Origin of the sequence: Kutzneria buriramensis (assembly GCF_003387475.1) — a bacterium.
In the GTDB taxonomy this organism is placed as follows: Bacteria; Actinomycetota; Actinomycetes; order Mycobacteriales; family Pseudonocardiaceae; genus Kutzneria; species Kutzneria buriramensis.
The window spans coordinates 1-22993 of the sequence record NZ_QUNO01000012.1 but is presented as its reverse complement, the minus strand read 5'-3'; the positions used below and the strand labels follow the sequence as shown (position 1 = coordinate 22993).

Genomic DNA, 22993 nt, shown 5'->3' with positions numbered 1-22993 from the left:
CCCCTCCCGACCATCCCCGCAGCCCAGTCCTCAACACCGAATCCCTTTCCCACCAAACATCCCTGTTCGCCCCGGTCCTGAATCGCCTTTCCCCGTCCCAGTCGTCAGGAGGAAAGATGTCCGTCGTCAACGAACGGCTGCCCGTGGTGGCGGTCGAGGCCCCGTCGGCCAGATCCGGCGTGATCATCGTCGGCACCGCGCTCGCCGCGATCCTCGGGTTCGCCGTCGACCACGCGGCCGGTTGGAAGCTGGCCCTGCTGTACGTGGTGGGGCTGGCCCTCGGCCTGGTGCTTTTCCACTCCCGCTTCGGTTTCACGTCGGCGTGGCGGCAGGTCGTAGCCGTCGGCCAGGGCACGGCGATCCGGGCGCACATGCTGATGCTGGCCGTCGCCGTGGTGCTGTTCGCGGTGATCCTCCAGTCCGGCATCGGGCTTTCCGGCGCTCCCAAGGGCATGGTGTTACCGGCCAGCATCGGCGTCGCGCTCGGCGCGTTCATCTTCGGCGTCGGCATGCAGATCGGTGGCTCCTGCGCGTCCGGCACGCTGTTCGCGGTCGGCAGCGGGCAGACCGCGATTCTCTACACCCTCGGCGGTTTCATCCTCGGCTCGATCGGCAGCGCCTTCGCCGCCAACTGGATCGCGTACCTCCAGTCGCTCGGCCCGACCGTGTCGCTGGCCGCCACACCACTCGGCTACGCCGGCGGGGTGCTGTTCTCGCTGCTGATCATCGGCGCGATCGCCGGCGGGTCCCTGCTGCTGCAACGTCGTCGCAACCCGCCGCCGATCGAGCCCGCCCCCGTGGCCCGGGGCTGGACCCGGGTGCTGCGTGGCGCGTGGCCGCTGTGGGTGGGCGCGATCCTGCTCGCCGCGCTGAACGCCGTGACCCTGTTCATCTCCGGCAGCCCGTGGGGAATCACCGCCGCCTTCGCCTTGTGGGGCGCGAAGTTCCTTGGTTGGATCGGGATCGACATCTCCCACGCTCCCTATTGGGCGATTCCCAAGAACGCCGCCGCGCTGCACGCCTCCGTGCTGGCCGACCGGGTGTCGGTGATGGACTTCGGCATCATGCTCGGCGCGCTGATCGCTTCCGCCCTGGCCGGCGCCTTCGTCCTGCACCGCGCCGTGCCGTGGAAGATGGCCGTCGGCGCCGTCATCGGCGGCATCCTGATGGGCTTCGGCGCGCGCATGGCCGGCGGCTGCAACATCGGCGCCTACTTCTCCGGTGTCGCCTCGTTCAGCCTGCACGGCTGGCTGTGGGGCCTCGCCGCCATCGCCGGCACGTATGTCGGAGTGCCGCTCCGCCCGCTGTTCGGGCTGGGCAACCCCAAACCCACCGATTCCGTCTGCTGAAAGGAAACCCATGAAGTCCAAGGCTGTTGTCGTCGGCCTGCTCACGGCCGGCCTGCTGGCGGTCGGCGCCGGATCCGCTTCCGCGGCACCCGCCCCGATCTGGGCGCTGCCCGGCGTGGACGCCGGCTCGCTGCTCGGCCCCGCCATTCCCGTGCCCGCCACCGCGCTGGCCCCCATCGACGGCCTGCTGAAGCTCATCAGCGGCTGAACGGAAAGGAATCCCTCCATGCGCAAGACCCTCGTCACCGCGACCCTGGTCGCCGCCGCCCTCGCCGGTCTGGCCTCGCCGGCGCTGGCCGACGGCGTGACCGTGGTGGACAAGCCGGACACCAGCAACCTCAACAACATCTGGACATTCGACCCGCTGGGCGTGCCGGTGATCGGCGCCCTCCAGTCCGTGTCGCAGGCGGTCGGCCGCCTGTTCTGAGTCGATGACCCACCGTGGCCCGGCCCGACCTCCCCGCCGGGCCACGGTCCTTCTCCGATTGGAGTTCTCCTTGTCCCGCCGTGCCTCGACCGGTCTGGTCGCGCTCGCCGGAGTACTGGCCGTGACCTGCGCGGCCAGCACCACGCCCCCACCGCCGGCGGTCGCCGCGGCACCGACCGTGGCGGATCACGTTCTGCCGCCGGCGAAACCGCCCGTGACGCCGGCCAAGCGCCCGGCTGTCCAGGTCGTGTATCCCGATCACGTCGCCCCGTTCAAGCCGGTCGCCACCGTCGTCGACAACCGGATACCGTCCGTCCTGCTGGCCGCGTACCAACACGCCGCCGGCCGCGTTCCCGCATGTCACCTGCGCTGGCAGGTGCTCGCCGGCATCGGCAAGGTCGAGTCCAACCACGCCCGCGGCGGCCAGGTCGACCCGCGGGGCACCGTCACCGAACCCATCTTCGGCCCCTCCCTGACCGACGGCACCCGCGCAGTCGGCCCGATGCAGTTCCTGCCGTCCACGTGGTCGACATGGGGCGTCGACGCCAACGGTGACGGCGTCGCCGATCCGCAGAACGTCTGGGACGCAACCGCATCCGCCGCCGATTACCTGTGCGCCGACCGTCGGGACCTGTCGTTGAACGGGGACCTCGTCAACGCGATCCTCAGCTACAACCACGACGGCGCCTACCTGGCCGACGTGTTCCAGTGGATCACCACCTACTCCGGCGGCGTGGCGGCGATTCCCGCCGTCGCCGCCCCACCCCCCACGGCTCCGGTCACGACTACGTCCACTCCGCCACCAACGACGACCACCACCACACCACCGGCCACGACGACCACCACTCCGCCGAACCTGGTCGGTGCAGTTGTCGGCGGCCTGCTCACAGACGTGGGCTCGCTGCTGGGAAAGAAGTGATCCAGCGTTTCATCGCGTCCGCCAGGCCATCGGTTCCCGCCGAGCGAGGCGGGGCCGGCGTACACCCAGCGTGGGCCCCGCATCCGCTCGACCAGTACGGTCTCCGCCTGCTCCTTCGCGGCGCCGTGTCTCAGTGGTCTTCTCGTGCCAGGATCCCTTCCGCCAGAGCGATTGCGTGCGCCTGCCCGGGGCATTCGTGGGTGCCGGCGCCGAAAGGGTGGCCGTCGAGGCTGACCATGACGACCTCGCCGTCGCGGACGCGGCGGGTGGAGCGCAGCGGCGGGTCGTCGCGCAGGGTGGCGGCGACGCTGGAGTGATTGCGGGCGTTGGCAACGAGCGCAGTGGTGGCGTCGCAGCTCTGGACGAGGAGGCTGATCCGCGCGGCGGTGAGCTCGTCGGTGACGCCGCCGAAGGCGTCGACCAGGCGAGCGACGGCGCTGTCGGCGGCATCATCGGCAACGGTGTGCGGATGGTAGGCGCGAGCGACATCGGCGACGGCGTCGCCGGCGTCGATGTCCATGGCTTGTGCGAGGACTTCGGCGGCGCTGCACGACGATCCGGCGGCACGGCGGCGAAGGTCGGCCGGATCGATCTTGGCGAGTTCGGCGACGGCGAGGGCCCGACGGCGCTGGTGGTCGGAGCCGGAGCTGAACCGGGCGACCATGGCGCGCAGCCAGGCGACGGTGGGCGCGGGCTGCGGCACAGGCAGTTCCAGATCCATATGGAGAAAGCTAGTTCCGCAACGGTTCGGCGGCGGCCGAAGTGTCAACCCTCCACGAGATCCGGTTCCTGGGCGAGCAACGAGGCGAGGATGTCCAGGGCGCCGGTCAGGGCGTCCACGGGTGGGGAACCGAGGGCCAGCCGGACGGCGTTCGGCGCTTGAGCGGGCACCACGGCGAAGGCGGCGGCCGGGGTGACGGAGATGCCCCGACGAGCGGCTGCGGCGACGAAAGTGTCGGCCTGCCAGGGGGAAGGCAGCGGCAACCAGCAGTGATAGGCCTTGGGGTTGCCCTGTACGGGAAGGCGGTCCCGAACGAGCTCCTGCCGGTGCGCGGCGTCGACCCGCTTGGCGGCGGCGATGCGCGCGGCGGAGCCGTCGAGGATCCACCGGGTCGCGGCGTCGAGGGCGAAGGCGGCGCTCCCCCAAGCGCCGGAACGCAGCGTGGCGGCGATGCGGTCCGTCCAACCGGCCGGCGCGGCAACGAATCCGATGGTGAGGCCGGGGGCGAGCCGCTTGGACAGGCCGTCGACGACCACGACGCGGTCGGGCGCCAGCGCTGCTAGCGGCGCTGGCGACTCGTCGAGGAACGAGTTGACGCCGTCCTCGATGATCGGGAGCCCGAGCCCGGCGATCTCCTCGCGGCGAGCAGGCGACATGGTGATGCCGAGCGGATTGTGCAGGGTGGGCTGTACATACAGGGCGTCGACAGGCACTCGCCGCGGGAGCAGGCCGCCGGCGTCCATGGGAAGCGGCACGAGTTCGATCCCGAGCTGGGCGGCGATCGCCTTGAGCACGGGATACGTCAGCGACTCGACGCCGAGCCGGCCGCCGGGCGGGACCAGGGCCGCGAGCACGGCGGCGATGGCCTGCCGGCCGCCGGCCGCGAACAGCAGGCTGCCGGGGGCGGGGCGCCAGCCGGGCCGCGCCAACAGGTCGGCGGCGGCCTCCCGGGTCGCGGTCGGCGCCGGTCCGCCGCGGAGCGACTGGTCGAGCACGTCGTGCCGGAGCGCCCGCTCCAGCGCGGGCGCGAGCAGCGCGGCCTGCTCGGGCAGCACGGGGAAGTTGAGCTCCAGGTTGACCTGGTCGACGGTCCGCGCCGGCCGGACGAACGTGCCCCGCCCGACCTCCCCGACGGCCAGGCCCCGCCGGACCAGCTCGCCGTACACGCGGGCCGCGGTCGACGCGGCGATGTGGTGCCGCCGGGCGAACGTCCGCTGCGGCGGCAGCTGCTGCCCCGGCCGCAACCGGCCGGCGGCGATGTCCGCGGCGATCAGGTCCGCGATCCGCCGGTACTCCTCCACCCGCGACTCCCAAATTGCACTCGGAGCATTGTTTCCATTGCACCGACATCGTGCTCCGGTTAGCGTTCGGACGTCAAACCGAAGGGGGACGCGATGAGCACCGTGACACTGAACGGCATCACCGTCGGCTACGACGACACCGGCGGCGACATGCCGCTGCTGCTGGTGCACGGCCACCCGTTCGACCGCACCATGTGGCGGCCGCAACTCGCCCTCGGCTACCGGATGATCGCCCCCGACCTGCGCGGTTACGGCGAATCGACGGTCGTGCCGGGCAAGACGACCTTCGACGTGTTCGCCGCCGACCTGGCCGCCTTGTTGGACCACCTCGACGTCGAGCGAGCCGTTCTGGTCGGGCTGTCCATGGGCGGGCAGATCGTGCTGGAGTTCCTGCGGCTGCACGCCGACCGGGTGCAGGCGCTGGTGCTGGCGGACACCTCGCCGCGGGGCGAGACACCGGAGGGCGTCGAATATCGCACCGAGCTCGCCGACAGATTGCTCCGAGAGGGCAGCGCGGATTACATCGAGCACGCGCTGCCGAAGATGGTCGTGCCGGGTTGTGCGGCCGAGGAGCACGTCCGCCGCATGATGACCGGCGCCCCGGTCGAGGGCTCGGCGGCGGCGCTGCGTGGTCGCGCCGAGCGGCCCGACTACGTGGATCTGCTCGCTCAGGCCGGCTTGCCGACGCTGATCGTCGTCGGCGACCGGGACGAGTACACCCCGGTCGCCGAGGCGCAGTTCATGCACGGACTGGCCAAGGGCTCGCGGCTGGCCGTCATCGCCGGCGCGGCACACCTGCCCAACCTGGAGCGCCCGACCGAGTTCAACGCGACCCTTCAGTCCTTTGTGGACGAACTGTAGGCCTCGGCCAGCGCGCCGAACACCGCCTTGGGCACGAGCCCCTCGTCGGTCACCTTGACCACGCCGTACGCGGCGAGGTCCAGGTCGTGCCGGGGATCCGGGCTGTACGGCGCGTTGAACGAGGCAAAGGTGAACCACAGCGCGGTGTCCACGCCGATCTCCTCGAAGACCTCCAACAGTTCCCGCAGGTAGCGCACCTGCTCCTGCTCGTCGCGCGCGTGATCGCCGCTGATCGTCGGCGGGTCGGCCTTGTCGTCGATGATCGCCCAGCCCATGCCGCCGCGGTCGCCCGCGCCGGTGTAGGTGCAGCAGCCGAACTCCGTGACCGCGACCGGCTTGCCGATCTTCACCCGCTCGGCGAGCTGGTCGCGGAAGGTGGCGGCATTCTCCTTGTCGCGGTAGGCGTCCACGGAGACGATGTCGAACGGCCGCCAGTCGATGTCCTCCCACAGCCCGGACGCGTAGGTGACGCGGCCGCCGAACCTCTCCCGCGCCGCGGTGGCCGCCGTGTTCAGGAACGCCGTGACCTCGGCCGGGGCGGTGGCGAACGCGGCGAACGTCTCCGCGTCGCCGGCCATGATCCGCTCGATCCGCGTGTAGGTGTCGTCGCCGGGAAGGAATCCCTTGGCGAACAGGCTGATCTCACAGCCGAGGACCAGGATCACCTCGGCCCCGGCGAGCCGCAGCGCCTCCGCCCGCTCGGCGCAGTCCGCGAAGATCGGCAGCATCTCGTCCGGCGTCAGGTCGCACGGGAACGGGGCGAACCACACCTCCAGACCCAGCTCCCCCGCGATCGCGGCGGCCGTGCCGATCCGCGCCGGGTCCGCGCCGCTGATGCGGACCGCCGTGCAGTGCAGGTCCTCTGCGATCGTCCGCAGCTCGCTGCGCACCTGCTCCGGATCGAACACGGGCCGGCTCTGCCTGCCGCCCGGCGTCACACCGGTGTCGTAGTTGATTCCCTTGGCTCGCATGGCATCGAGTCTGGCACCGGTGTCGACGGCGAGCCCACGACAGATGTCATGCCCGCGGCACGACAATCCACATCGGACGGTCAGACCAGCGCGCTGCGCCGCTCCAGCAACACGACGTCGCGCCAGCGGCCGTCGTGGAAGCGCCCGACCCGCTCGGTCACGCCGATCACGCGGAAGCCGGCCTTCTCGTGCAGGGCGAGGCTGGCCGTGTTCTCCGGGAAGATGCCGGCCCGCAGCGTCCAGATGCCGGCCGCCTCCGTGCTGGCGATCACACTGCTCAGCAGGCCCCGGCCGACGCCCTGCCCGCGGCCGTCCGGGTGGACGTAGACGCTCTCCTCCACGACGCCGGCGTACACCGCGCGCTTCGACGTCGGCGAGCACGCGACCCAGCCGAGCACGCGGTCGCCGTCGACGGCCACGAACCGATGGTCCGGCAGATGCCCGGAGTCGAAGTCCGCCCAGCTGGGGGCGGTCGTCGCGAAGGTGGCGTCGCCGCCGTCGATGCCCTGCTGGTAGATCGCCAACACGGCGTCCGCATGGACGGGCAACATCGGCGTGACGGCCATCATGAGAGCCGACGTTACCCCAAACGGGCGACGTATCCTCACGAGTTGTGACCAAGGCGAGGACCACCGGGCTGGCGGTCGTGCTGGGCAGCCTGTCGGCGTTCGCGCCGCTGTCCATCGACATGTACCTGCCGGCCTTTCCGGCGATGGCGCGCGAGCTGACCGCGACGCCGTCCGACATCCAGCTCACGCTGACCGCGTGCACCATCGGGCTCGCCGTCGGGCAGCTGATCCCCGGGCCGCTGTCCGACCGGCTCGGCCGGCGCGGGCCACTGCTCGTCGGGCTCGCGATCTACCTCGTCGCGTCGGCCGCGTGCATCTTCGCCCCGTCCGCGATCACGCTCACCGTGCTGCGGCTGGTGCAGGGCATGGGCGGCGCCGCCGGCATCGTCATTTCCCGCGCCGTCGCCCGGGACCTCTTCGAGGGCGGCGAGCTGGCCAGGTTCTTCTCGCTGCTCATGCTCGTCAACAGCCTCGGCCCCGTCGTCGCGCCTGCCCTCGGCGCCGTCATCCTGCACTGGACCACCTGGCGTGGCGTCTTCGTCGTGCTCGCCGCCATCGGCCTGCTGCTGCTCGTCACGTGCACCCTCTCGCTCAAGGAGTCCCTGCCGGTTTCGCGCCGCCGACCGGGGAGCCTGTCCATCGTCGGGTTGCTCGCCGACCGCGTCTTCCTCGGCTACTCCCTGTCCTGCGCCTTGGCCTTCGCCGCACTGTTCTCCTACATCTCCGGCTCGTCCTTCGAGCTCCAGACCACCTACGGCCTCTCCGCCACGCTGTTCAGCGTCGTGTTCGGCGTCAATTCGCTGGCCATCATGGGCGCCAGCCAGGTCAACAGCTGGCTCCTCGGCCGCTTCTCCCCTCGCCGCCTCCTCGCGGTAGGCCTGGCCGGCACCGTGTTCGGGGCGGTGGCGCTGCTGGTCTCGGTGCTCGCCGGCGTCGGGCTGCCCGGGGTGCTGCCGGCGCTGTTCGTCCTGGCCGGGGCCGTCGGCATGGTCTTCCCCAACGCCACCGCGTTGGCCATGAGCGACCACCCCGACAAAGCCGGCAACGCCTCGGCCTTGCTCGGCACCTTCCAGTTCCTCGTCGGCGGCGTCGCCGCACCCCTCGCCAGCACCGCTGTCTCCATGGGCGTCGTCATGACCGCCGTAGCCGTCGCCGCCCTGTCCGCGTTCCTCCTGCTCACCCGCGCCCGCGCCACCGTCGCCGCCGCCGTCACCTGATTGCCTGGAACCACCCGCGCCCGCCCCACGTCAGAGCCTGTCGACGACGGAGAGTCACCTCGGTCACGGCGGGGTGGGCCTGAATCGCCTCACCGAGCGGATTCGCCCTCACGGCCGTGACAGGTCGGCTAGCCTGGATGGGCGTTTGGACTGAGTGAACGGGGACGGGGGCCATGGCGGCGGAGATCAGCCTGGGCGGCGGCTACAGCATCGACCTCGACGATGCCCAGAAGTTTATCGATGCATTGCAGAACCAGCTGCAGGCGCTGCAGGAGACTGCGATGCAGGCCGGGCGCGACATTTCGGTGTTTCCGCCCGGCAACGATGACTACAGCGCCGCCTGGGCCCGCGCGGCCAACGCGATGGCCGGCCAGCACTTCACCTGGAACCGGGGTAAGCAGCAAGAACTCATCGCGCTGATCGACAAGGTCACCGATGTAGTGAACAAGTACAAGCAGACCGAACACGACAACACTATGAGGGCCTGACACGTGCGATCGAAGACTCCGCTCACCGTGACCATCCTCGGCGGCATCGCCGCCCTGGCCCTCGCCGGCTGCAACAACAATACAGGCGGCACCGCCGGTCCGTCTCCGTCCAGCACCACTGCGACCGCGGGCACCTCCACAGCAGTCGCCAACCCGCTGGATACCACCAAACTTCAGCAGAACCTGTGCACAGGGCTCACGGCGGCACAGTTGACACCTTATGTGGGTCAGGTAAAAAACACCAGCTCCGTCAATAAGACTGACTACTCGGGTTGCGACATGTTTCCGACCGACGTCCACATGGCAGCCGTCTCCGTAAACGTATACCCCAATACGACACCCAGTGCCATGATTGCCGCCAATAGCAACTTCCCCTACAGCAAGAACCTCGCCCCCATTCAAGGTTACACCGCACGCGACACCAGCCTGCTGCCCCAGCCGCAGGGTAAATGCGCAACGGCGGTCGCCGTAGCAGATCACGTGGTGGTCGAGGTCGAGGTTGAACAGTCTGACGCGAGCTCCCAGTACTATAACAACACATGCGCCGCATCCGAGGCGCTTGTGACTACATTGGTCGGCAACCTCAAGGCGTCGGGGTGACTCCATGAGTGGCAACGGATATTCGTTCACGCCTATGTGTCAGGCCGGTGTGGGGCAGGGCACGCTCTATGACCAGTTCCACAACAACGTCAAGGGCGACGCTCAGATCCACGACAATGCCTCGGCGTTCCAAAAGCTGTCCGCTTCGTATGCACAACATCAGCAGGAACTCACCACGGCGCTCGCTGGGATCAAGACCACTTACACCGGTTCCGCAGCAGACAGCATGAACAGCGCCTTCGATCCGCTGATCAAGTCGATGGCTGACGGTCAGACGATGACGCAGCAGGCGGCTACCGCGCTCACTGGCCAGGCTGGCACGTTCACAACGGCGCAGAGCAAGATCAATAATACAGTACCGGTTCCGGGTGAGCCCTGGTACGAGCACATGGTGCCGTGGAACACCGCTCATGACGACGCGGTCGACAAGAACAACGACATCAACAACGCAAACAACGCGGCGTACCAGCAGTATGCACAGGCGAGTGGCGCGAATGTTCAGACGTTCCCCCCGTTCTCCGATAACGACAAGGTGAACAGCGATGGGATCGCCGTCACGGGCGGACCGGTGGGGCCGGTGGGGCCTGGACCGGGGCACGTCGGCGGACCCGGTGGGGGCGGCGGGGGTTACTCGCCGAACCAGGTGGGCGGGCCGGGAGGCGGCCCGGGCGGGGGCTCGCACCAGCCGGGGGGCATCAACAACCCGGGCGGCGGCGCGTACCAGCCGGGGCCGATCGGCGCGGACATGAACGGGAACGGCCAGTACCAGCCGGGTGGCGGGACGAACATCCAGGGTGCGGGCGGGTATCCGGGCGGCGGGGGCGGCGGCTACCCCTACCCGGGCATGGGCGGCGGTAGCGGCAACGACGGCAGCGGCGGCCCAGGCGGGTTCGGGGGATTCCCGGCCACGGGCGGCTTCGGCGGCGGAGGCGACTACGCCAGCGGCGGCGGGAGCGGTTACGGCCGCGGCGGCGCGGGCATGGGCGGCGGCGCGGGCGGAATGGGCGGTGCCAAGGGCGCGATGGGGGCTGGCGCGGCGGCGGCGGGAGCGAAGCCCGGAGCTGGTGCGGCGGCGGGAATCGGCGCGGCGGAAGAGGGCCGCATGGGCGGCCCGGGCGCGATGTCGGGGGCCCGTGGCGCGGCCGGCGCGAACGGCATGATGGGCGGCCAGGGCCGCGGCGGCAAGAAGGAAGACGACTACGAGCACAAGTCCGCCGCCTACCTCGTCAGCGAGGAGGACGAGATCGTGGGCGACCTCCCGGCGACACTGCCGCCGGGTGGAGTGATTGGGGGCTGAGGCACAAGTGCTCAGGGCACCGGTGAGCGTCTCGAAGGACGCGTGGGAGGCGGTGCGCCAGCGGGCCGGCATCGAGGAGCAGCACGCCATCCTGGCGGTGCCGCTCCCGGCGGTCCGTCTCGACGACTACGCGGCCTGGGAGCGCCGGCAGTTCGACGAGTTGGCCCGCATCGGCATGGCCAACGGCATGACGGCGCACCCGGACCTGGTGGCGACGATGGCCCTGCTGGCCCGCCCGCCGCTGGAGCTGCACGGCCGGGTCGGCTACCACAATCGGGTCACGGTCGGCGTGGTCGCGGCCAGCGACGGCCGGTCGGCGGTGTTGGCGGTGATCGACGAGCAGGCGCTGCACCTGCGCCCGATCGCGCCGAACGGACTGGCGGAGGCGGCGGTGGGTCTGCTGCCGCCGGCCCCGCCGGGGCGCGGCCAGTCGATCAGCATCTCGCAGGCGGCGGCGGACCGGGTCGGTAGCGGCGCACCGCGGCCCCGTTCGGACGACGAGCAGCAGAGCTGGCTCCAGTCGAGCATCGACCAGGGCAACCCGGAGGAGCGGGCGCTGGAACGCCTGCTGGCGGAGCCCCGGCTGGGCGGCGGCCGGCTCTACGCCGCGGTCCGGGACGGCATGGGCCGCCACCGCAAGAGCCCGAACCCCATGACCTACATGGACTTCGAATCGGGCCGCTGGCTGTTCCAGCAGAAACCCGGCGCGGGCGGGGAGATGTGGATGATCGTGCGTCCCGCCACCCCGGACTCGCTGCTGGCCGGCGCGAACGAACTGCTCGGCGAGATCACCGCCCGCGTCTGAGCCTCACACGGGCGTCAGCTCGGACACCAGCCACTGGCCGTCCTGTCGTTGCAAGGTGGCGCGCACCCGCGCGCCGTCGATCCGCGACGACGGGTCGGCCTTGGTCTGGGTGACCTGGTCCAGGAACACCAGCAGCACAACGCGATCCGGGTCGGCGCTGACGACGGACGCACCGGTGACGGTGGTCTTGGTGACGATCTGCTGCCGCGCCGCCGCCGGGGCGACGACCTTTGTGGACAGTTCGGCGAACTGGTCGCGGAACGCCCCGGTGGTGCCGGCCCGCGCGCCGGCCAGGTCCCGGTCCAGGGTGTGGTAGTCGTACGACAGGAGCTGCGGCAATCGGGTCCGTACGGCGTCCATTGCGGACTGTCGAGCGGCGTCCACATCGGATGACTGCTCGACACGTTGGTAGAGCAGGAAGACCGCGGCGCACAGGCCGAGCAACGCGGTGGCGGCAATCCATTTCACGAACCTCACGACACGAACTCCAGATCCGAGACCAGCCACCGGTCCCCGTCGCGCTGCAACTGCATCTTCATCCGGTACTGGCGCTGCTCTCCGTTCGGCGCATCGGCGTTCTGCACGGTCGCGGTGACGGCCGCCAGCACGGTCACGGTGTCGCCGTCGACGGTGCTCACGCCGGCCTCGGTGACGGTTCCCTTGGAACTGACCGAAGCCTGCTGCACCACCTTGCGGAAGGTATCGGCCAGCTGGGCGAACTGGTCCTTGAACGAACCGGTGGCGACATCCATGAGCCGGTTCACGCTCTGCTGGGCGCTGTCCCTGCTCACGGTCGTGAGGTCGACGGCGACCTGCCGGGCGACCGTCAGCGCGGCCTGCCGGCTGTCCTCCTCGGCGTTGGCGTCGTTCAGCTTGACCAGCAGCAGGGTCGCGACGGCGACGAGCGCGGCGGCCAGCAGCATGCCGGCGGCCTGGAGCGCCCGCCGCCGCCAGGGCACTACTTCACGAGCAACTTCTGCCATGGTGGCTCCTGTTCTAGGCATTGCTCGGGGCTGGCGCCCCGCCGACCGGGCGCGTTCAGACACGGCGTGTTCCGCGCACCGCGCACGACCCGGGGATCGGCCGGCGTGACCTTGCAGTACAGGTCCCGCGGCGCGGGAATGTCCTTGGTGTCACTGGGATCCCGCCGCTGCGGATTGGACAGGAATCCGGTGGTGCACGGCGGCGGGTCGTTGATGTTGAGCCGCAGGGTGGCGGCGATGCCGCCGTGCCGCAGCAACATGCCCTGGATGACGGCGACGGTTGCGGGATAGGTGGAGAGCAGCTGCTCCACGCCTGGCAGGTAGGTGCGGACGACCTGGCCGGTGGCGATCATGTTGCCCAGCAACATGGGCAGCGTCGGCCGCAGCTGGTCCTGGAGGCCCAGAACCTGGTCGTCGAAGCCCGGCACGGTGTCGACGAGCCGGCGCAGGTCGTCGCCGCTGAGCCGGAGCTGGTCGGTGAACGATGCCAGATCCCTGGTGTAGGAACGGATCTGACCATCGAGGGCGTGCTGGGTGGCCAGAAACGGCCCCAGCTGGTTGATCAGGTTCACGGTGGGACCGGCGTCGGCGGTGGCGTCGTGCACGAGCAGCGACGCCTGGTCGAGGAGCTGACGGAGGTCGTCGTGCGAGCCCTGAAACGCGGTGGTGACCTCGGTCAGCACGGTCCGGAGCCGATCGGTGGGCACGGCCTGCGCCAAGGAGTCCACACTGGACAAGAGGGCTTCGGTCGGTGTCATCGCGCGGGTTCGGCTCTGGGGAATGGAAGTGCCGTCGACGGCCGTTCGGGACGTGTCGCCGACAGGCGAGAGGTCCACGTACTGCTCACCGATCGCGGAGGTGCTGTGGATCTCCGCACGCAACGAGGCCGGCACCCGTGAGTCCAGCGACAGCGAGACCCGCACCCCGTCCACACCGAGGTCCATCGACGCGACCCTGCCGACCTGAACGCCGAGATAGGTGACCTCCGCGCCGCTGTACAGCCCGGAAGCGTCGGCGAAGTCGGCGGTCACGGTGTACTTCCCGACGCCGAAGCCGAGGTAGTCGACGACGACCACCGATACGGCGAAGATCGTCAGCGCCGAGAACGCGGCGAGCTGGATACGGACCAGGCGGCTGAACATCAGCGCCCGCCCAGGGGCGCCAGCAGCGGATTGACCGCCTGCAAGGAGAGATCGACCGACGCGTACACGTTGACGAAGTCGCCGCGGAAGCTGTTCTTGAAGGTGGACAACGGAAACAGCAGCGTGCCGGCGACGTCGAGCGAGCGCGGCAGCGAGTCGCCGGCGGCGACGAGATTGGCCAGGATCGGCCGCAGGTCGGCGAGATCGGCGGTGAGATCGTCCTGGGTGCGATTGATCACCCGGGTGGCGACGGTGGAGAACGAGGTCAGCGCCGACAGGGCGGTGGTCAGGTTCGTCCGTTGCTGGTTCAGGAGCGTGACTCCGGGTGTGACGTGGTCGAGGGCCTGCGCGAGCTGATCCCGCTGTGCGGCAAGGGGTTTGCTCAGGCCGTCCAGCGCGTCGACGGTGGCGACGATCGCGTTCTTCTGCTGGTCGATGGTCGTGGCGAAGGTGCGCAGCTTGTCCAGCAGGTCACGCGTGATTTGCTCGCGGCCGCCCAGGGCCTTGTCCACCTCGGTGTAGATCGTCCGCAGGTTCTGGAGGCCGCCGCCGTTGAGCCACAGGGACAATCCGGCCAGCAGTTCCTCGGTCTCCGGGTAGCGATCGGTGCGGGTGAGGGGAATGACATCGCCCGGCCGCAGCACGCCCGTGGCGTCGGACGGGCGGTCGAGCTCGACGTATTCGGCCCCCAGCAGACTCTTCTGGCCGACCTTGGCGGTGGCGTTTGCCGGCAAACGCACGCCGTTGTCCAACTCCAAGGTCAGCCGCGCGTGCCAGCCGTCCAGCTCCATGTCGCTGACCCGGCCGACGGTGACATCGTCGACCTTCACCTCAGAGTTCGGCACCAGGTTGGCGACATTGCTGAGCTCCGCCTGCACCACGTACACATCGCGCGAGCAGGCCGTCAGAGCGAGCAGGCAGGCGACCGCGAGCAGGATCCTCATCGGCCACCGCCGAGCAGCAGCGTGGGCAGGTTCGGCGGATTCAGCGCGATCGGGACCGTGGGCATGTTCAGCATGTGCAGCAACGGATCCAGCGTCTGCCGGCACTGGTCGGGGGTGCCGCCCAGGGAGAACAGGGTGGCGCAGGTGAAGCCGGCGAGGTCCTGGGTGTTGTTGATCGCGAGCCGGGCCTGGAGCCGGCCGGTGCCCGGGTCGAACACGGCCAGGACGTCGGTCAAGGTGGTCGGCGCCTGGTGCAGGATCTCGGCCAGTTGGGCCCGCTCGTCGGCGATGATCTTCGTGACGTCGGCGAGCTGCCCGACGGTGGCGCCGAGCCGGTCCCGGTTGTGCGCGACGAAGTCGGCGACCTCGGCGGTGGCGCGATCGAGCGCGGTCAGCGCGGCCGCCAGCTGGGCCTTGTTGTCGTCCAACAGCTTCGCGATCGCCGCCAGCTGACCGCTGAACTCGCGGATCTGAGCGTCGGCACCGTTCAGCGCGGTGACCAACACCTGGAGGTTGTTGACGGTGGCGAACAGGTCGTGGCTGCCAGCGGCAAGCGTGCCGGTCGCCTTGGCGAGGTCGGAAATCGTCTGACGGATGGAGCCGCCGTTGCCTTGCAGGTTCGCCGCGGCGGTGTCGATCGCCTTCGGCAGCGAGCCGTTCTTGGCCAGCGCGGTGGACAGTCGGGTCAGCTGGTCCTTGAGCTGGTCCCACTCCACCGGCACCGCGGTACGGCCAGCAGGAATCGTTGCGCCGTCGGGCAGCTCCGGCCCGCTCGTGTACGCCGGCGTGAGCTGCACGAATCGCCCGCTGATCACGCTCGGCGTGACGATGACCGCCTTCGCGCCAAGGGGAACCGCCCGGTCGTACCCGATGCCGACGGCGACGTGATCACCGTCCGGGCGCACCGACGTGACCTCACCGATCCGCACCCCCAGCACCCGCACGTCGTCGCCGGGATGCAGGTTGACGGCGCGCGCGAATTCCAGCGTGGCGGTGCGCCGACCGCCCGGGTTCAGCACCACGTACGCCGTCGAGGCCAGCAGGGCCAGGACAACGGCGGCGACGGTCAGCCGGTGCAGGTTCACTTTCCTCCCCTGGCCAGCAGTTCGGGCAGCAGCGGCACCAGGTTGGTGGGCACGAGGTTGCCGACCTGGGTGTCCACGAACGGCCCGGACCCGACGGCCTCACCCAGTTCACGGACCAGCGGCCCGGACCGGTCGAGCACCTGGTTCAGGTGGTCGCGGTTCTGCTGGAGCACAGTGAGCAAGTCGTCCAACTGCTTCAACGACGGATCCAGCTGCGCCTTGTTGTCCTGCACCAGGCCGCTCAGCTCGTCGGACACGGCGACGGAGTTGGTCAGCAGGGACTGGATGGCCGCGCTGCGCTGGTTCAGTGTGGCCAGCAGCGACGAGCCCTGCGCGAAGATCTTCACCAGCTCGCCGTCGCGCTGGGCCAACACGCCGCTGACGTCGTCGGCGTGCACCAGAAGCTCCCGCAGCGCCGCGTCCCGCGAGTTAACGGTCTCCGACAGCCGACTCAGGCCGTCCAGCACGGACTTCACCTGCGGCGACGTGTCCTGGAACGTGGTCGACAGGGTGTCCAGCGCGCCGGAAACCTTGTCGGTGTCCAGTTCTGACACTTGGGTGGTCACGTCCGACAACGCATCGGTGACGTCGTAGGGCACGGTCGTCCGGGACAGCGGGATGCGGTGCAGCTCGCCGCCGCCGGCCGGGGTCAGCGCGAGTTCCTTGCGCCCCAGGGCGGTCTCGGCCTTGATCGCGGCACGCGTGCTGTCGCCGAGCTGGATCTTCGGATCCGTCACCGAGAAGGTGACATCGACGCGATCGCCTTGCAGCGCAACGCCGTCGACGGCCCCGACCCGAAGGCCGGACACCACCACCGGATCGCCACCGCCGAGGCCGCCCACCTCGGCGAACTCGGCGACGAACCGACGGCCCCCGATCGCCGGCACGAGGAACGCGCCGACCACGATCGCCACCAGCACGGCGGTCCCGACCACGCCCACCTTGACCGGATCTCGTTCGGCGAAGGTTCTTGTCACGCCGTCCTCACTTCGTCGGCAGGCAGCGGGCGATTCCGCTGCGCAGGGCGATCGGGTCCGCGAGCTTGACGCCGAGACCGCACAGGTAGACGTTGATGTAGCCGCCCCAGGCGGCTCCCCGGCTCAGCCGCTGGTAGGCGTCCGGTAGCGCGGCGAGCGCGGCGGTCAGGCTGTCCTTGTTGGCGTTCACCGTGTTCGCCAACCGGCCGAGCCGGCCGATGTCGTCGTGCAGCGGCGGCCGGATCACGTCGAGCAGCGCGGCCGTCTGGCCGGTCAGCGCGTCGATGTGCGTGACGGCGTCGCCGATCTGGTCCCGGTCCGCGTCGAGACCTCTCACCAGCTGCTGCAACTGCGTGATCAGCTGGCCGAGCTCGCCGGTGTTCACCCTGCCCAGCGCGGAGTTCAGGTTGGTGATCACGTCGCCGATGACCTGGTCCCGGTCGGCCAGTGTGGACGTGACCGACGCCAGCGAGGCCAGCAACGCGTCGAGGGTGCCACCTTCGCCCTGCAACACGGTCACCAGCTCGCCGGACACGGTGTTGACCTGGTCCGGCGACAGCGCGGCGAGCAGCGGCTTGAAGCCGTTGAACAACGCGTCCAGGTCGAGCGCCGGCGCGGTCTGGCCGACCGGGATCGTGCCGTCCGGCGGCAGCCTGGGGCCGTCGCCGGCGGTCAGCTCCAGGAACCGGTCGCCGACCAGGTTCTTGTACTTCACGGCCACATGCGTGCCGGTGGTCAGGTCGACGGTCCGCTGTGCGGAGAAGGCGACCTCGACCCGATTTCCGTCCGTTATGGACAGTCGCTCGACGGTGCCGACCCGGATGCCGGCGGCCCGAACCTCATCGCCGGCGACGAGATTGGAGACGTCGGCGAAGATCGCCCGGTACTCGTCGGACGGCCCGCCCGGTGAGCGGCCGGACAGCGTGAACCCGACCAGCGTGGCGGCGGCGATGCTGACGAGTAAGAAGACGAGGAACTTCACCGGCGCCCCACCATCCCGTGGCAGCTGGGCCCGGTGCCGGGCTGGATCTGCGGCAGGTCCTGCGGATACCGGTACGGCCGCGCGCCAGGTCCGACGGCCACGTCGACGTGCAGGCCGCTGTCCTGGTCGCGGCTCAACAACTGTCGGTTCAGGTCGAGCCCCTGGAACAGGCAGGGGAACATCGTCGAGTAGTCGGCCAGCAGCCCAGCAGTCGGACGGCTGATCTGCAGGGCGTCGGCGAGCGGCTGGTCGATGTGCCCGAGGAACTCCGCACTCTGGTTGCCGAACTTGGTCAGCGACAACAGGAACGTGCCCAGCTGCGTCGCGGCCAGGGTGTCGCCGGTGGCCCCGAGGTTGTCACCGATACGGATCACGTCCGGCGTCACCGCCGCGTACGTGTCGAGCACCGGCGGCGCCTTGGCCAGGTCGTCGGCCAGTGCCGGCAGGCTGGGGTTGATCTTGCCGAGGTAGCCGTCGAGGTCGACGGCGAGCCGGCCGAGCCGGTCCCCGTTGCCCTGCAGGGCATCGGCGACGGCGCTCAGCGCCAGGTCGAACCGGCTCGGCTCGATGGCGTTCAACTGCCCCAGCAGGTGCTCGAACGTCTCGTTGATCTCGACGGCGACCCGGCTGCCGCCGATCACCGCCCCGGCCCTGATCGGCGGCGACGGTGCAGCCGGCCGAACGAGCTCGACGTACTTGGCACCGAAGATCGTCAGCGGCACGACCTGAGCGGTGACGTCTGCCGGCACCTTGTCCGCCATCGACGGGAAGAGCCCGACACCGAGCTCGGCCCCGTCAGCAGTGGGAGCAACGGTGCGAACCGTGCCGACGGTGACGCCGAGGACCTTGACCTCCGCACCCCGATCCATCAGCAACCCCGCCCGGGAGGCCCGCACGGTGATCGGCACGACCCGGTCCAGCGCGCCCTCGAACTGCGCGGCGACCAGCGCCGACGCCGCCAGCAGGGCGACGACGAACGCGGCTCCCAACGCCGTGTGCCGGTTCATCCGGCGATGTGCACGGTCGAGGCGCTGCCGAAGACGCTGAAGTCCACGGCCATGTCCACCAGCAGCACCGCGACCAGCGACGTCCGGACGGCCTTGCCGACGGCGATGCCCACGCCGGCGGGCCCGCCGCGGGCGGTGAAGCCGTGGTAGCAGTGCACCGACATGACCACCACCGACATCAGGAGCGCCTTGAGGAACGCCCAGAACAGGTCCGCCGGGTTGAGGAAGATGTCGAAGTAGTGCTGGTAGGTGCCGCTGGGCTGGCCGAAGCCGACGGTGACGACGAGCTTGGTGGCGGTGAACGACGTCAGCACGGCCAGCGCGAACAGCGGCACGATGGCCAGCAGCCCGGCGACGATCCGGGTGCTCACCAGGAACGGCAGCGACGGGATGGCCATCACCTCCAGGGCGTCGATCTCCTCGCTGACCCGCATCGCCCCGAGCTGCGCGGTGAAGCCGGCGCCGACGGTGGCGGTCAGGGCGATGCCGGCGATCAGCGGCGCGGCCTCGCGCGTGTTGGCGTACGAGGACAGGAACCCCGAGAGCGCTCCCGCGCCGATGTCGGACAGCGCCGCGTAGCCCTGGAGGCCGACCTCGACGCCGACGGCCGCTGTCATGAACGCCACAACCGCCGCGGTGCCGCCGATCACGGCGAGCCCGCCGGTGCCCATGCTGGTCTCGGCGAGCAGGCGGAACACCTCCCGCCGGTACTTGCGCGCGGCGCTCGGCAGTTCCGCGTACACGCGGCCGTGGAATTCCAGTTGGCGGCCGATCGATCGCAGCATCGTCAGCTCCTCAGGAATAGCGCGGTGATGAGGCTGTTGGCCAGGAACAGCAGCAGGAAACCGCACACCACGGTCTGGTTGACGGCATCGCCGACGCCTTTCGGACCGCCCTTGGCGTTCAATCCGAGATGGCACGCGACCAGGCCGGCCAACAGCCCGAACACGGCGCTCTTGAACTCGCTGACGGCGAAGTCCTTCGGCCCGGCGAGCAGCGTCAGGTTGGCCATGAACAGGCCCGGGCTGGCGTGCTGCACGTACACCGAGAAGACGTAGCCGGCGAGCAGGCCGACCAGCGTCACCATGCCGTTGAGGCACAGCGCGACGACGGTGGCGGCCAGCACGCGCGGCACCACCAGGCGGTGCACGGGGTGCAGGCCCAGCGCGCGGACGGCGTCGATCTCCTCGCGGATCCGGCGCGCACCGAGGTCGGCGCAGATCGCGGTGGCCCCGGAGCCGGCCACCACCAGGGCGCTGACCAGCGGCGCGATCTCCCGCACGACGCCGAGGCCGGCGCCCGCGCCGGACAGGTCGGCGCCGCCGAGCTCGATCAGCAGCTGGTTGAGCTGGAACACGGTGATGACGCAGAACGGGATGGACATCAGCAGGGTCGGCGCGAGGCAGACGCCGGCGATGAACCAGGACTGGCGGAGGAATTCGCGGGTCTGAAAGGGGCGGCGGAAGGCGAACCGGACCGAGTCGAGCGAGGTGGCGTAGAAACCGCCGATCGCGGCGGCCGGTTTGCGCAACGGCACGGCGCCTCCCTTCCGAGGCCGTCGACTTGTATACCCCAGCCCCGAATTGGTGAGTGGTGTTCAGTCTTCGGCGGGTATTTCCTTGACGCTTTGCGGTGGCCCGATCGCTCGAAGTGGTGAACGGTCATTCGACCGCCGGGTAACCGCCGTTCGGTGGCGCACAACGAGTACCCGGGGCCGGTCCCGTCGGTTACCGTCGCCGCGTGCGCACGCTGCTGGTCGACAACTACGACTCGTTCACCCACAACCTGGCCCACTACCTGGCCGAGGTCACCGGGTGCGCGCCGACCGTGCTGCGCAACGACGACCCGGCGCTGGCACCCGGCCTGCTCGCCGAGTTCGACAACGTCGTGGTGTCGCCCGGCCCCGGCACACCGGAGCACGACGCCGACCTGGGGTTCGCCCGGGAACTGATCGCCCGCTGCGACCTGCCGCTGCTCGGCGTCTGCCTTGGCCACCAGGCGATCGCGCACCTGCACGGCGCGAAGGTGCGGCGGGCCGACGAGCCGCGGCACGGGCGGACCTCGCCCGTCGAGCACGACGGCACCGGGTTGTTCGCCGGGCTGCCGTCGCCGTTCCGGGCTGTGCGGTACCACTCGCTCACCGTCACCGATCTGCCGGATGCGTTGGAGGCCACGGCGTGGACGCCGGACGGTGTCCTCATGGGACTCCAGCACCGGACGAAGCCGTTGTACGGCGTGCAGTTCCACCCCGAATCCGTCCGCACCGAGCACGGGCACCGGCTGCTGCGCAACTTCACCGACCTCACGCCGACGCGCTCGCGCCCGGTGATCAGCACCAGCGCCCCACGAGCGAAGCCTGAGCCGGTCACCGTGCACGTGCGGCGAATGCCGACCACGCACGAGCCGGAAGCCGTGTTCGATCAGCTTTTCCGGACCGCCCATTACGCGTTCTGGTTGGACAGCAACGGGATCGACCGGTTCTCGATCATGGGCTCGGCCTCGCGGTGCGTCACCGCCGCAGACGGCCCGTTCTTCGACTGGCTGTCCGACGAGCTCGACACCGTCACGGCGACCGCAGATGCGCCGTTCGACTTCACCCTGGGGTGGGTGGGTTATCTCGGCTACGAGCTGAAGTCGGAGTGCGGCGGGGACGCGGCGCACCGGTCGCCGTATCCCGACGCCGCCATGATGTTCGCCGACCACGCGGTGGTGTTCGATCACGAGGAGAACACAACCTACGTGCTCGCCCTCGATCCCACGAACCTGTCAATACTGGATTCTGTATCCAATGTGGACACAGCACCGCCGGCGGCTCATGGGTCGGCGAGCATCTCGTTGCGGGACGACCGGGAGCGGTACCTCGACGCGATCACCGCCTGCCAGCAGGCGATCGTCGAGGGCGAGACGTACGAGGTCAACCTCACCAACAAGATCACCGTCGACGCCGACGTCGATCCCTGGCAGGCCTACCGATTCCTGCGGCATACCAGCCCCGCGCCGTTCGGCGCGCTGCTGAAGTTCGGCGACCTGCACGTGCTCAGCACGTCACCGGAACGCTTTCTGCGCATCGACCGGCACGGCGTCGTCGAGTCCAAGCCGATCAAGGGAACGCGCCCACGCGGCACAACCCCTGGCCGGGACGCCGAGTTGCGGGAAGAGCTTCGCACCAGCGAGAAGGACCGCTCCGAGAGCCTGATGATCGTCGATCTCGTGCGCAACGACCTGGCCCGGGTCGCCGAGGTCGGCAGTGTGCGGGTGCCGAAGCTGTTCGACGTCGAGAGCTATGCGACCGTGCACCAACTCGTGTCGACGATCACCGCCCGGCTGCGCCCCGACGCCTCGCCCGTCGACTGCGTGCGATCTGCTTTCCCGCCCGGATCCATGACCGGGGCGCCCAAGATCCGCACCATGCGGATCATCGACCGGCTGGAGGGCGCCGCTCGCGGCGTGTACTCCGGGGCACTGGGGTACTTCTCGCTGAGCGGCGCCGTCGACCTCAGCGTGGTGATCCGCACCGCCGTCGTGACGCCCGGCCGGGTCGACTACGGCGTCGGCGGCGCGGTCGTCGCACTGTCCGATCCGGACGGTGAGTACGAGGAAACCGCCGTCAAGGCAACGCCTTTGCTGGGCCTGTTCCAGGAGGAGTTCCCCGATCGGGTGATCTAGAACGCGCGGAAAGTGCTTCGCGGGTCAACTATTGGGCGTCCTGTTCCGACACCCCCAGAGGTCAACGATGCCCAAGACGTTTGTCGGGATCATCGCCGCCACACTGGTCGCCGCCGTGCTCGGCGTCACCGGCGGCGTCGCCCAGGCCAGCACCCCGACGCTGGTCCAGCAGGTTCAGCAGGGCCGCGACCGCCTGGCGGCGGCCTGGCAGGCCAAGGACGTCGACGCCGTGCGCGCCGCCGTCACCGACCTCGGCCCCGTGCTCGCCGCCGTGCGCGGCGGCAGCGACCGCGACAGCCTCAGCCCCGAAACCGCCATGTACCTGAACCGCGCCGAGGCGCAGCAGGCCCAGCTCGCCGCCGCGCTGACCGCCCCGCAGCCGCGCAGCGGCATCCTCGACTCCGTCGGCAGCCTGGTCAGCGGCCTGCTCGACTCGCTGTCCCACCTGCTCAGCGGCCTGCTCGGCGGGGGCGGGGGCGGCGGCGACAGCGACAGCGGCGGCTCGGGCGGCACCGGTGGAAGCGGCCCGGCCGACCACGGCCCCGCCCCGGCTGCGGCCTGACGACTCCGGCATGCAGGGAAGGACGCTTGAAGTCAGGTGGTTGTTGCAACACCCCGTCTGAGTCAGGTGGTGTGTTGTGCAGACCGGACGTCCCCCTCTTGCCCGCTCCGTCCAGGTCCT

26 protein-coding genes are annotated in these 22993 nt (G+C 70.0%); 12 read left to right on the top strand and 14 right to left on the bottom strand.

The window, feature by feature from the left end:
- Positions 1-116 precede the first annotated feature (116 nt).
- The 4 genes from BCF44_RS31880 (at position 117) to BCF44_RS31865 (ending at position 2695) form a co-directional block, all read left to right on the top strand.
- Positions 117-1349: a YeeE/YedE family protein gene (locus BCF44_RS31880; protein ID WP_116178150.1), complete on the top strand. Its 1233-nt coding sequence runs from the start codon at positions 117-119 to the stop codon at positions 1347-1349.
- A gap of 10 nt (positions 1350-1359) precedes the next feature.
- On the top strand, positions 1360-1557 hold the full coding sequence (locus BCF44_RS31875) for a hypothetical protein (RefSeq protein ID WP_116178149.1): 198 nt from the start codon (positions 1360-1362) through the stop codon (positions 1555-1557).
- An 18-nt stretch (positions 1558-1575) separates the two neighbouring features.
- On the top strand, positions 1576-1776 hold the full coding sequence (locus tag BCF44_RS31870; protein ID WP_116178148.1) for a hypothetical protein: 201 nt from the start codon (positions 1576-1578) through the stop codon (positions 1774-1776).
- A gap of 70 nt (positions 1777-1846) precedes the next feature.
- A complete protein-coding gene (locus BCF44_RS31865; RefSeq protein ID WP_246015822.1) occupies positions 1847-2695 on the top strand; it encodes a lytic transglycosylase domain-containing protein in 849 nt (282 codons plus the stop codon).
- Positions 2696-2825: 130 nt separating this feature from the next.
- Here the strand turns inward: BCF44_RS31865 and BCF44_RS31860 are convergent, their stop codons facing one another.
- Both BCF44_RS31860 and BCF44_RS31855 read right to left on the bottom strand, forming a co-directional pair.
- Entirely contained in the window at positions 2826-3416 is a 591-nt protein-coding gene (locus tag BCF44_RS31860; protein ID WP_116178146.1) for a hypothetical protein, read from the bottom strand.
- Between the two features lie 44 nt (positions 3417-3460).
- A complete protein-coding gene (locus BCF44_RS31855) occupies positions 3461-4717 on the bottom strand; it encodes an aminotransferase-like domain-containing protein (protein WP_116178145.1) in 1257 nt (418 codons plus the stop codon).
- A 93-nt stretch (positions 4718-4810) separates the two neighbouring features.
- On the opposite strand from BCF44_RS31855, the gene BCF44_RS31850 reads away from it, so the two are divergent.
- Positions 4811-5578 carry an alpha/beta fold hydrolase gene (locus tag BCF44_RS31850; RefSeq protein ID WP_116178144.1) on the top strand — a complete coding sequence of 256 codons (768 nt, stop codon included), beginning with the start codon at positions 4811-4813 and terminating at the stop codon, positions 5576-5578.
- Here BCF44_RS31850 and BCF44_RS31845 read toward each other — a convergent pair.
- A complete protein-coding gene (locus tag BCF44_RS31845) occupies positions 5554-6549 on the bottom strand; it encodes a glycoside hydrolase family 113 protein (RefSeq protein ID WP_116178143.1) in 996 nt (331 codons plus the stop codon). The two genes, BCF44_RS31850 and BCF44_RS31845, sit on opposite strands and share 25 nt — an antisense overlap.
- 80 nt (positions 6550-6629) lie before the next feature.
- Positions 6630-7118: a GNAT family N-acetyltransferase gene (locus tag BCF44_RS31840; protein WP_116178142.1), complete on the bottom strand. Its 489-nt coding sequence runs from the start codon at positions 7116-7118 to the stop codon at positions 6630-6632.
- A gap of 44 nt (positions 7119-7162) precedes the next feature.
- On the opposite strand from BCF44_RS31840, the gene BCF44_RS31835 reads away from it, so the two are divergent.
- The 5 genes from BCF44_RS31835 (at position 7163) to BCF44_RS31805 (ending at position 11525) form a co-directional block, all read left to right on the top strand.
- The gene (locus BCF44_RS31835; RefSeq protein WP_116178141.1) at positions 7163-8335 is read left to right on the top strand and encodes a multidrug effflux MFS transporter; all 1173 of its coding nucleotides are present in this window, start codon (positions 7163-7165) and stop codon (positions 8333-8335) included.
- A 173-nt stretch (positions 8336-8508) separates the two neighbouring features.
- Positions 8509-8823 carry a PE domain-containing protein gene (locus BCF44_RS31830; protein ID WP_116178140.1) on the top strand — a complete coding sequence of 105 codons (315 nt, stop codon included), beginning with the start codon at positions 8509-8511 and terminating at the stop codon, positions 8821-8823.
- 27 nt (positions 8824-8850) lie between these two features.
- Entirely contained in the window at positions 8851-9423 is a 573-nt protein-coding gene (locus BCF44_RS31825) for a DUF3558 family protein (protein ID WP_170217856.1), read from the top strand.
- Between the two features lie 4 nt (positions 9424-9427).
- Positions 9428-10720 carry a WXG100 family type VII secretion target gene (locus BCF44_RS58665; protein ID WP_170217855.1) on the top strand — a complete coding sequence of 431 codons (1293 nt, stop codon included), beginning with the start codon at positions 9428-9430 and terminating at the stop codon, positions 10718-10720.
- 22 nt (positions 10721-10742) lie between these two features.
- A complete protein-coding gene (locus BCF44_RS31805) occupies positions 10743-11525 on the top strand; it encodes an ESX secretion-associated protein EspG (protein ID WP_170217854.1) in 783 nt (260 codons plus the stop codon).
- 3 nt (positions 11526-11528) lie between these two features.
- Here the strand turns inward: BCF44_RS31805 and BCF44_RS31800 are convergent, their stop codons facing one another.
- Genes BCF44_RS31800 through BCF44_RS31755 form a run of 10 tightly spaced genes read right to left on the bottom strand, consistent with a single transcriptional unit; the run spans position 11529 to position 20182 of the window.
- Complete coding sequence (locus BCF44_RS31800; RefSeq protein WP_147328708.1) at positions 11529-11993, bottom strand: twin-arginine translocation pathway signal; 465 nt, start codon at positions 11991-11993, stop codon at positions 11529-11531.
- 5 nt (positions 11994-11998) lie between these two features.
- Positions 11999-12508: a hypothetical protein gene (locus BCF44_RS31795; RefSeq protein ID WP_147328707.1), complete on the bottom strand. Its 510-nt coding sequence runs from the start codon at positions 12506-12508 to the stop codon at positions 11999-12001.
- Entirely contained in the window at positions 12484-13650 is a 1167-nt protein-coding gene (locus BCF44_RS31790; protein WP_116178134.1) for an MCE family protein, read from the bottom strand. Before BCF44_RS31790 ends, BCF44_RS31795 begins: the two co-directional genes overlap by 25 nt.
- Positions 13650-14594, bottom strand: a complete 945-nt coding sequence (locus tag BCF44_RS31785) for an MCE family protein (RefSeq protein ID WP_116178133.1) — start codon at positions 14592-14594, stop codon at positions 13650-13652. The genes BCF44_RS31790 and BCF44_RS31785 overlap by 1 nt, the downstream gene beginning before the upstream one ends.
- Positions 14591-15679, bottom strand: coding sequence for an MCE family protein (locus tag BCF44_RS31780; protein WP_116178132.1), 1089 nt, complete (start codon positions 15677-15679; stop codon positions 14591-14593). Before BCF44_RS31780 ends, BCF44_RS31785 begins: the two co-directional genes overlap by 4 nt.
- Positions 15676-16656: an MCE family protein gene (locus tag BCF44_RS31775; protein ID WP_116178131.1), complete on the bottom strand. Its 981-nt coding sequence runs from the start codon at positions 16654-16656 to the stop codon at positions 15676-15678. The genes BCF44_RS31780 and BCF44_RS31775 overlap by 4 nt, the downstream gene beginning before the upstream one ends.
- A 7-nt stretch (positions 16657-16663) precedes the next feature.
- A complete protein-coding gene (locus BCF44_RS31770; protein WP_170217853.1) occupies positions 16664-17638 on the bottom strand; it encodes an MCE family protein in 975 nt (324 codons plus the stop codon).
- Positions 17635-18645 carry an MCE family protein gene (locus BCF44_RS31765; protein WP_116178129.1) on the bottom strand — a complete coding sequence of 337 codons (1011 nt, stop codon included), beginning with the start codon at positions 18643-18645 and terminating at the stop codon, positions 17635-17637. The genes BCF44_RS31770 and BCF44_RS31765 overlap by 4 nt, the downstream gene beginning before the upstream one ends.
- Entirely contained in the window at positions 18642-19430 is a 789-nt protein-coding gene (locus BCF44_RS31760; protein WP_116178128.1) for an ABC transporter permease, read from the bottom strand. The genes BCF44_RS31765 and BCF44_RS31760 overlap by 4 nt, the downstream gene beginning before the upstream one ends.
- Before the next feature lie 2 nt (positions 19431-19432).
- A complete protein-coding gene (locus tag BCF44_RS31755; RefSeq protein ID WP_211353307.1) occupies positions 19433-20182 on the bottom strand; it encodes an MlaE family ABC transporter permease in 750 nt (249 codons plus the stop codon).
- A gap of 203 nt (positions 20183-20385) precedes the next feature.
- Here BCF44_RS31755 and pabB point away from each other — a divergent pair, with 203 nt between their 5' ends.
- Both pabB and BCF44_RS55810 read left to right on the top strand, forming a co-directional pair.
- A complete protein-coding gene (gene pabB, locus BCF44_RS31750) occupies positions 20386-22311 on the top strand; it encodes an aminodeoxychorismate synthase component I (protein ID WP_116178126.1) in 1926 nt (641 codons plus the stop codon).
- 67 nt (positions 22312-22378) lie between these two features.
- A complete protein-coding gene (locus BCF44_RS55810; RefSeq protein WP_170217852.1) occupies positions 22379-22873 on the top strand; it encodes a hypothetical protein in 495 nt (164 codons plus the stop codon).
- The last annotated feature ends 120 nt before the right edge of the window (positions 22874-22993 follow it).

Bases quoted from the DNA above. Each gene is read 5' to 3' on its own strand.
- BCF44_RS31875 (WP_116178149.1), top strand. From the start codon at position 1,360: ATGAAGTCCAAGGCTGTTGTCGTCGGCCTGCTCACGGCCGGCCTGCTG.
- BCF44_RS31830 (WP_116178140.1), top strand. From the start codon at position 8,509: ATGGCGGCGGAGATCAGCCTGGGCGGCGGCTACAGCATCGACCTCGAC.
- BCF44_RS55810 (WP_170217852.1), top strand. From the start codon at position 22,379: ATGCCCAAGACGTTTGTCGGGATCATCGCCGCCACACTGGTCGCCGCC.
- BCF44_RS58665 (WP_170217855.1), top strand. From the start codon at position 9,428: ATGAGTGGCAACGGATATTCGTTCACGCCTATGTGTCAGGCCGGTGTG.
- BCF44_RS31760 (WP_116178128.1), bottom strand. From the start codon at position 19,430: ATGCTGCGATCGATCGGCCGCCAACTGGAATTCCACGGCCGCGTGTAC.
- BCF44_RS31785 (WP_116178133.1), bottom strand. From the start codon at position 14,594: ATGAGGATCCTGCTCGCGGTCGCCTGCCTGCTCGCTCTGACGGCCTGC.
- BCF44_RS31880 (WP_116178150.1), top strand. From the start codon at position 117: ATGTCCGTCGTCAACGAACGGCTGCCCGTGGTGGCGGTCGAGGCCCCG.
- BCF44_RS31850 (WP_116178144.1), top strand. From the start codon at position 4,811: ATGAGCACCGTGACACTGAACGGCATCACCGTCGGCTACGACGACACC.
- BCF44_RS31795 (WP_147328707.1), bottom strand. From the start codon at position 12,508: ATGGCAGAAGTTGCTCGTGAAGTAGTGCCCTGGCGGCGGCGGGCGCTC.
- BCF44_RS31845 (WP_116178143.1), bottom strand. From the start codon at position 6,549: ATGCGAGCCAAGGGAATCAACTACGACACCGGTGTGACGCCGGGCGGC.
- BCF44_RS31860 (WP_116178146.1), bottom strand. From the start codon at position 3,416: ATGGATCTGGAACTGCCTGTGCCGCAGCCCGCGCCCACCGTCGCCTGG.
- BCF44_RS31840 (WP_116178142.1), bottom strand. From the start codon at position 7,118: ATGATGGCCGTCACGCCGATGTTGCCCGTCCATGCGGACGCCGTGTTG.
- BCF44_RS31765 (WP_116178129.1), bottom strand. From the start codon at position 18,645: ATGAACCGGCACACGGCGTTGGGAGCCGCGTTCGTCGTCGCCCTGCTG.
- BCF44_RS31870 (WP_116178148.1), top strand. From the start codon at position 1,576: ATGCGCAAGACCCTCGTCACCGCGACCCTGGTCGCCGCCGCCCTCGCC.
- BCF44_RS31790 (WP_116178134.1), bottom strand. From the start codon at position 13,650: ATGTTCAGCCGCCTGGTCCGTATCCAGCTCGCCGCGTTCTCGGCGCTG.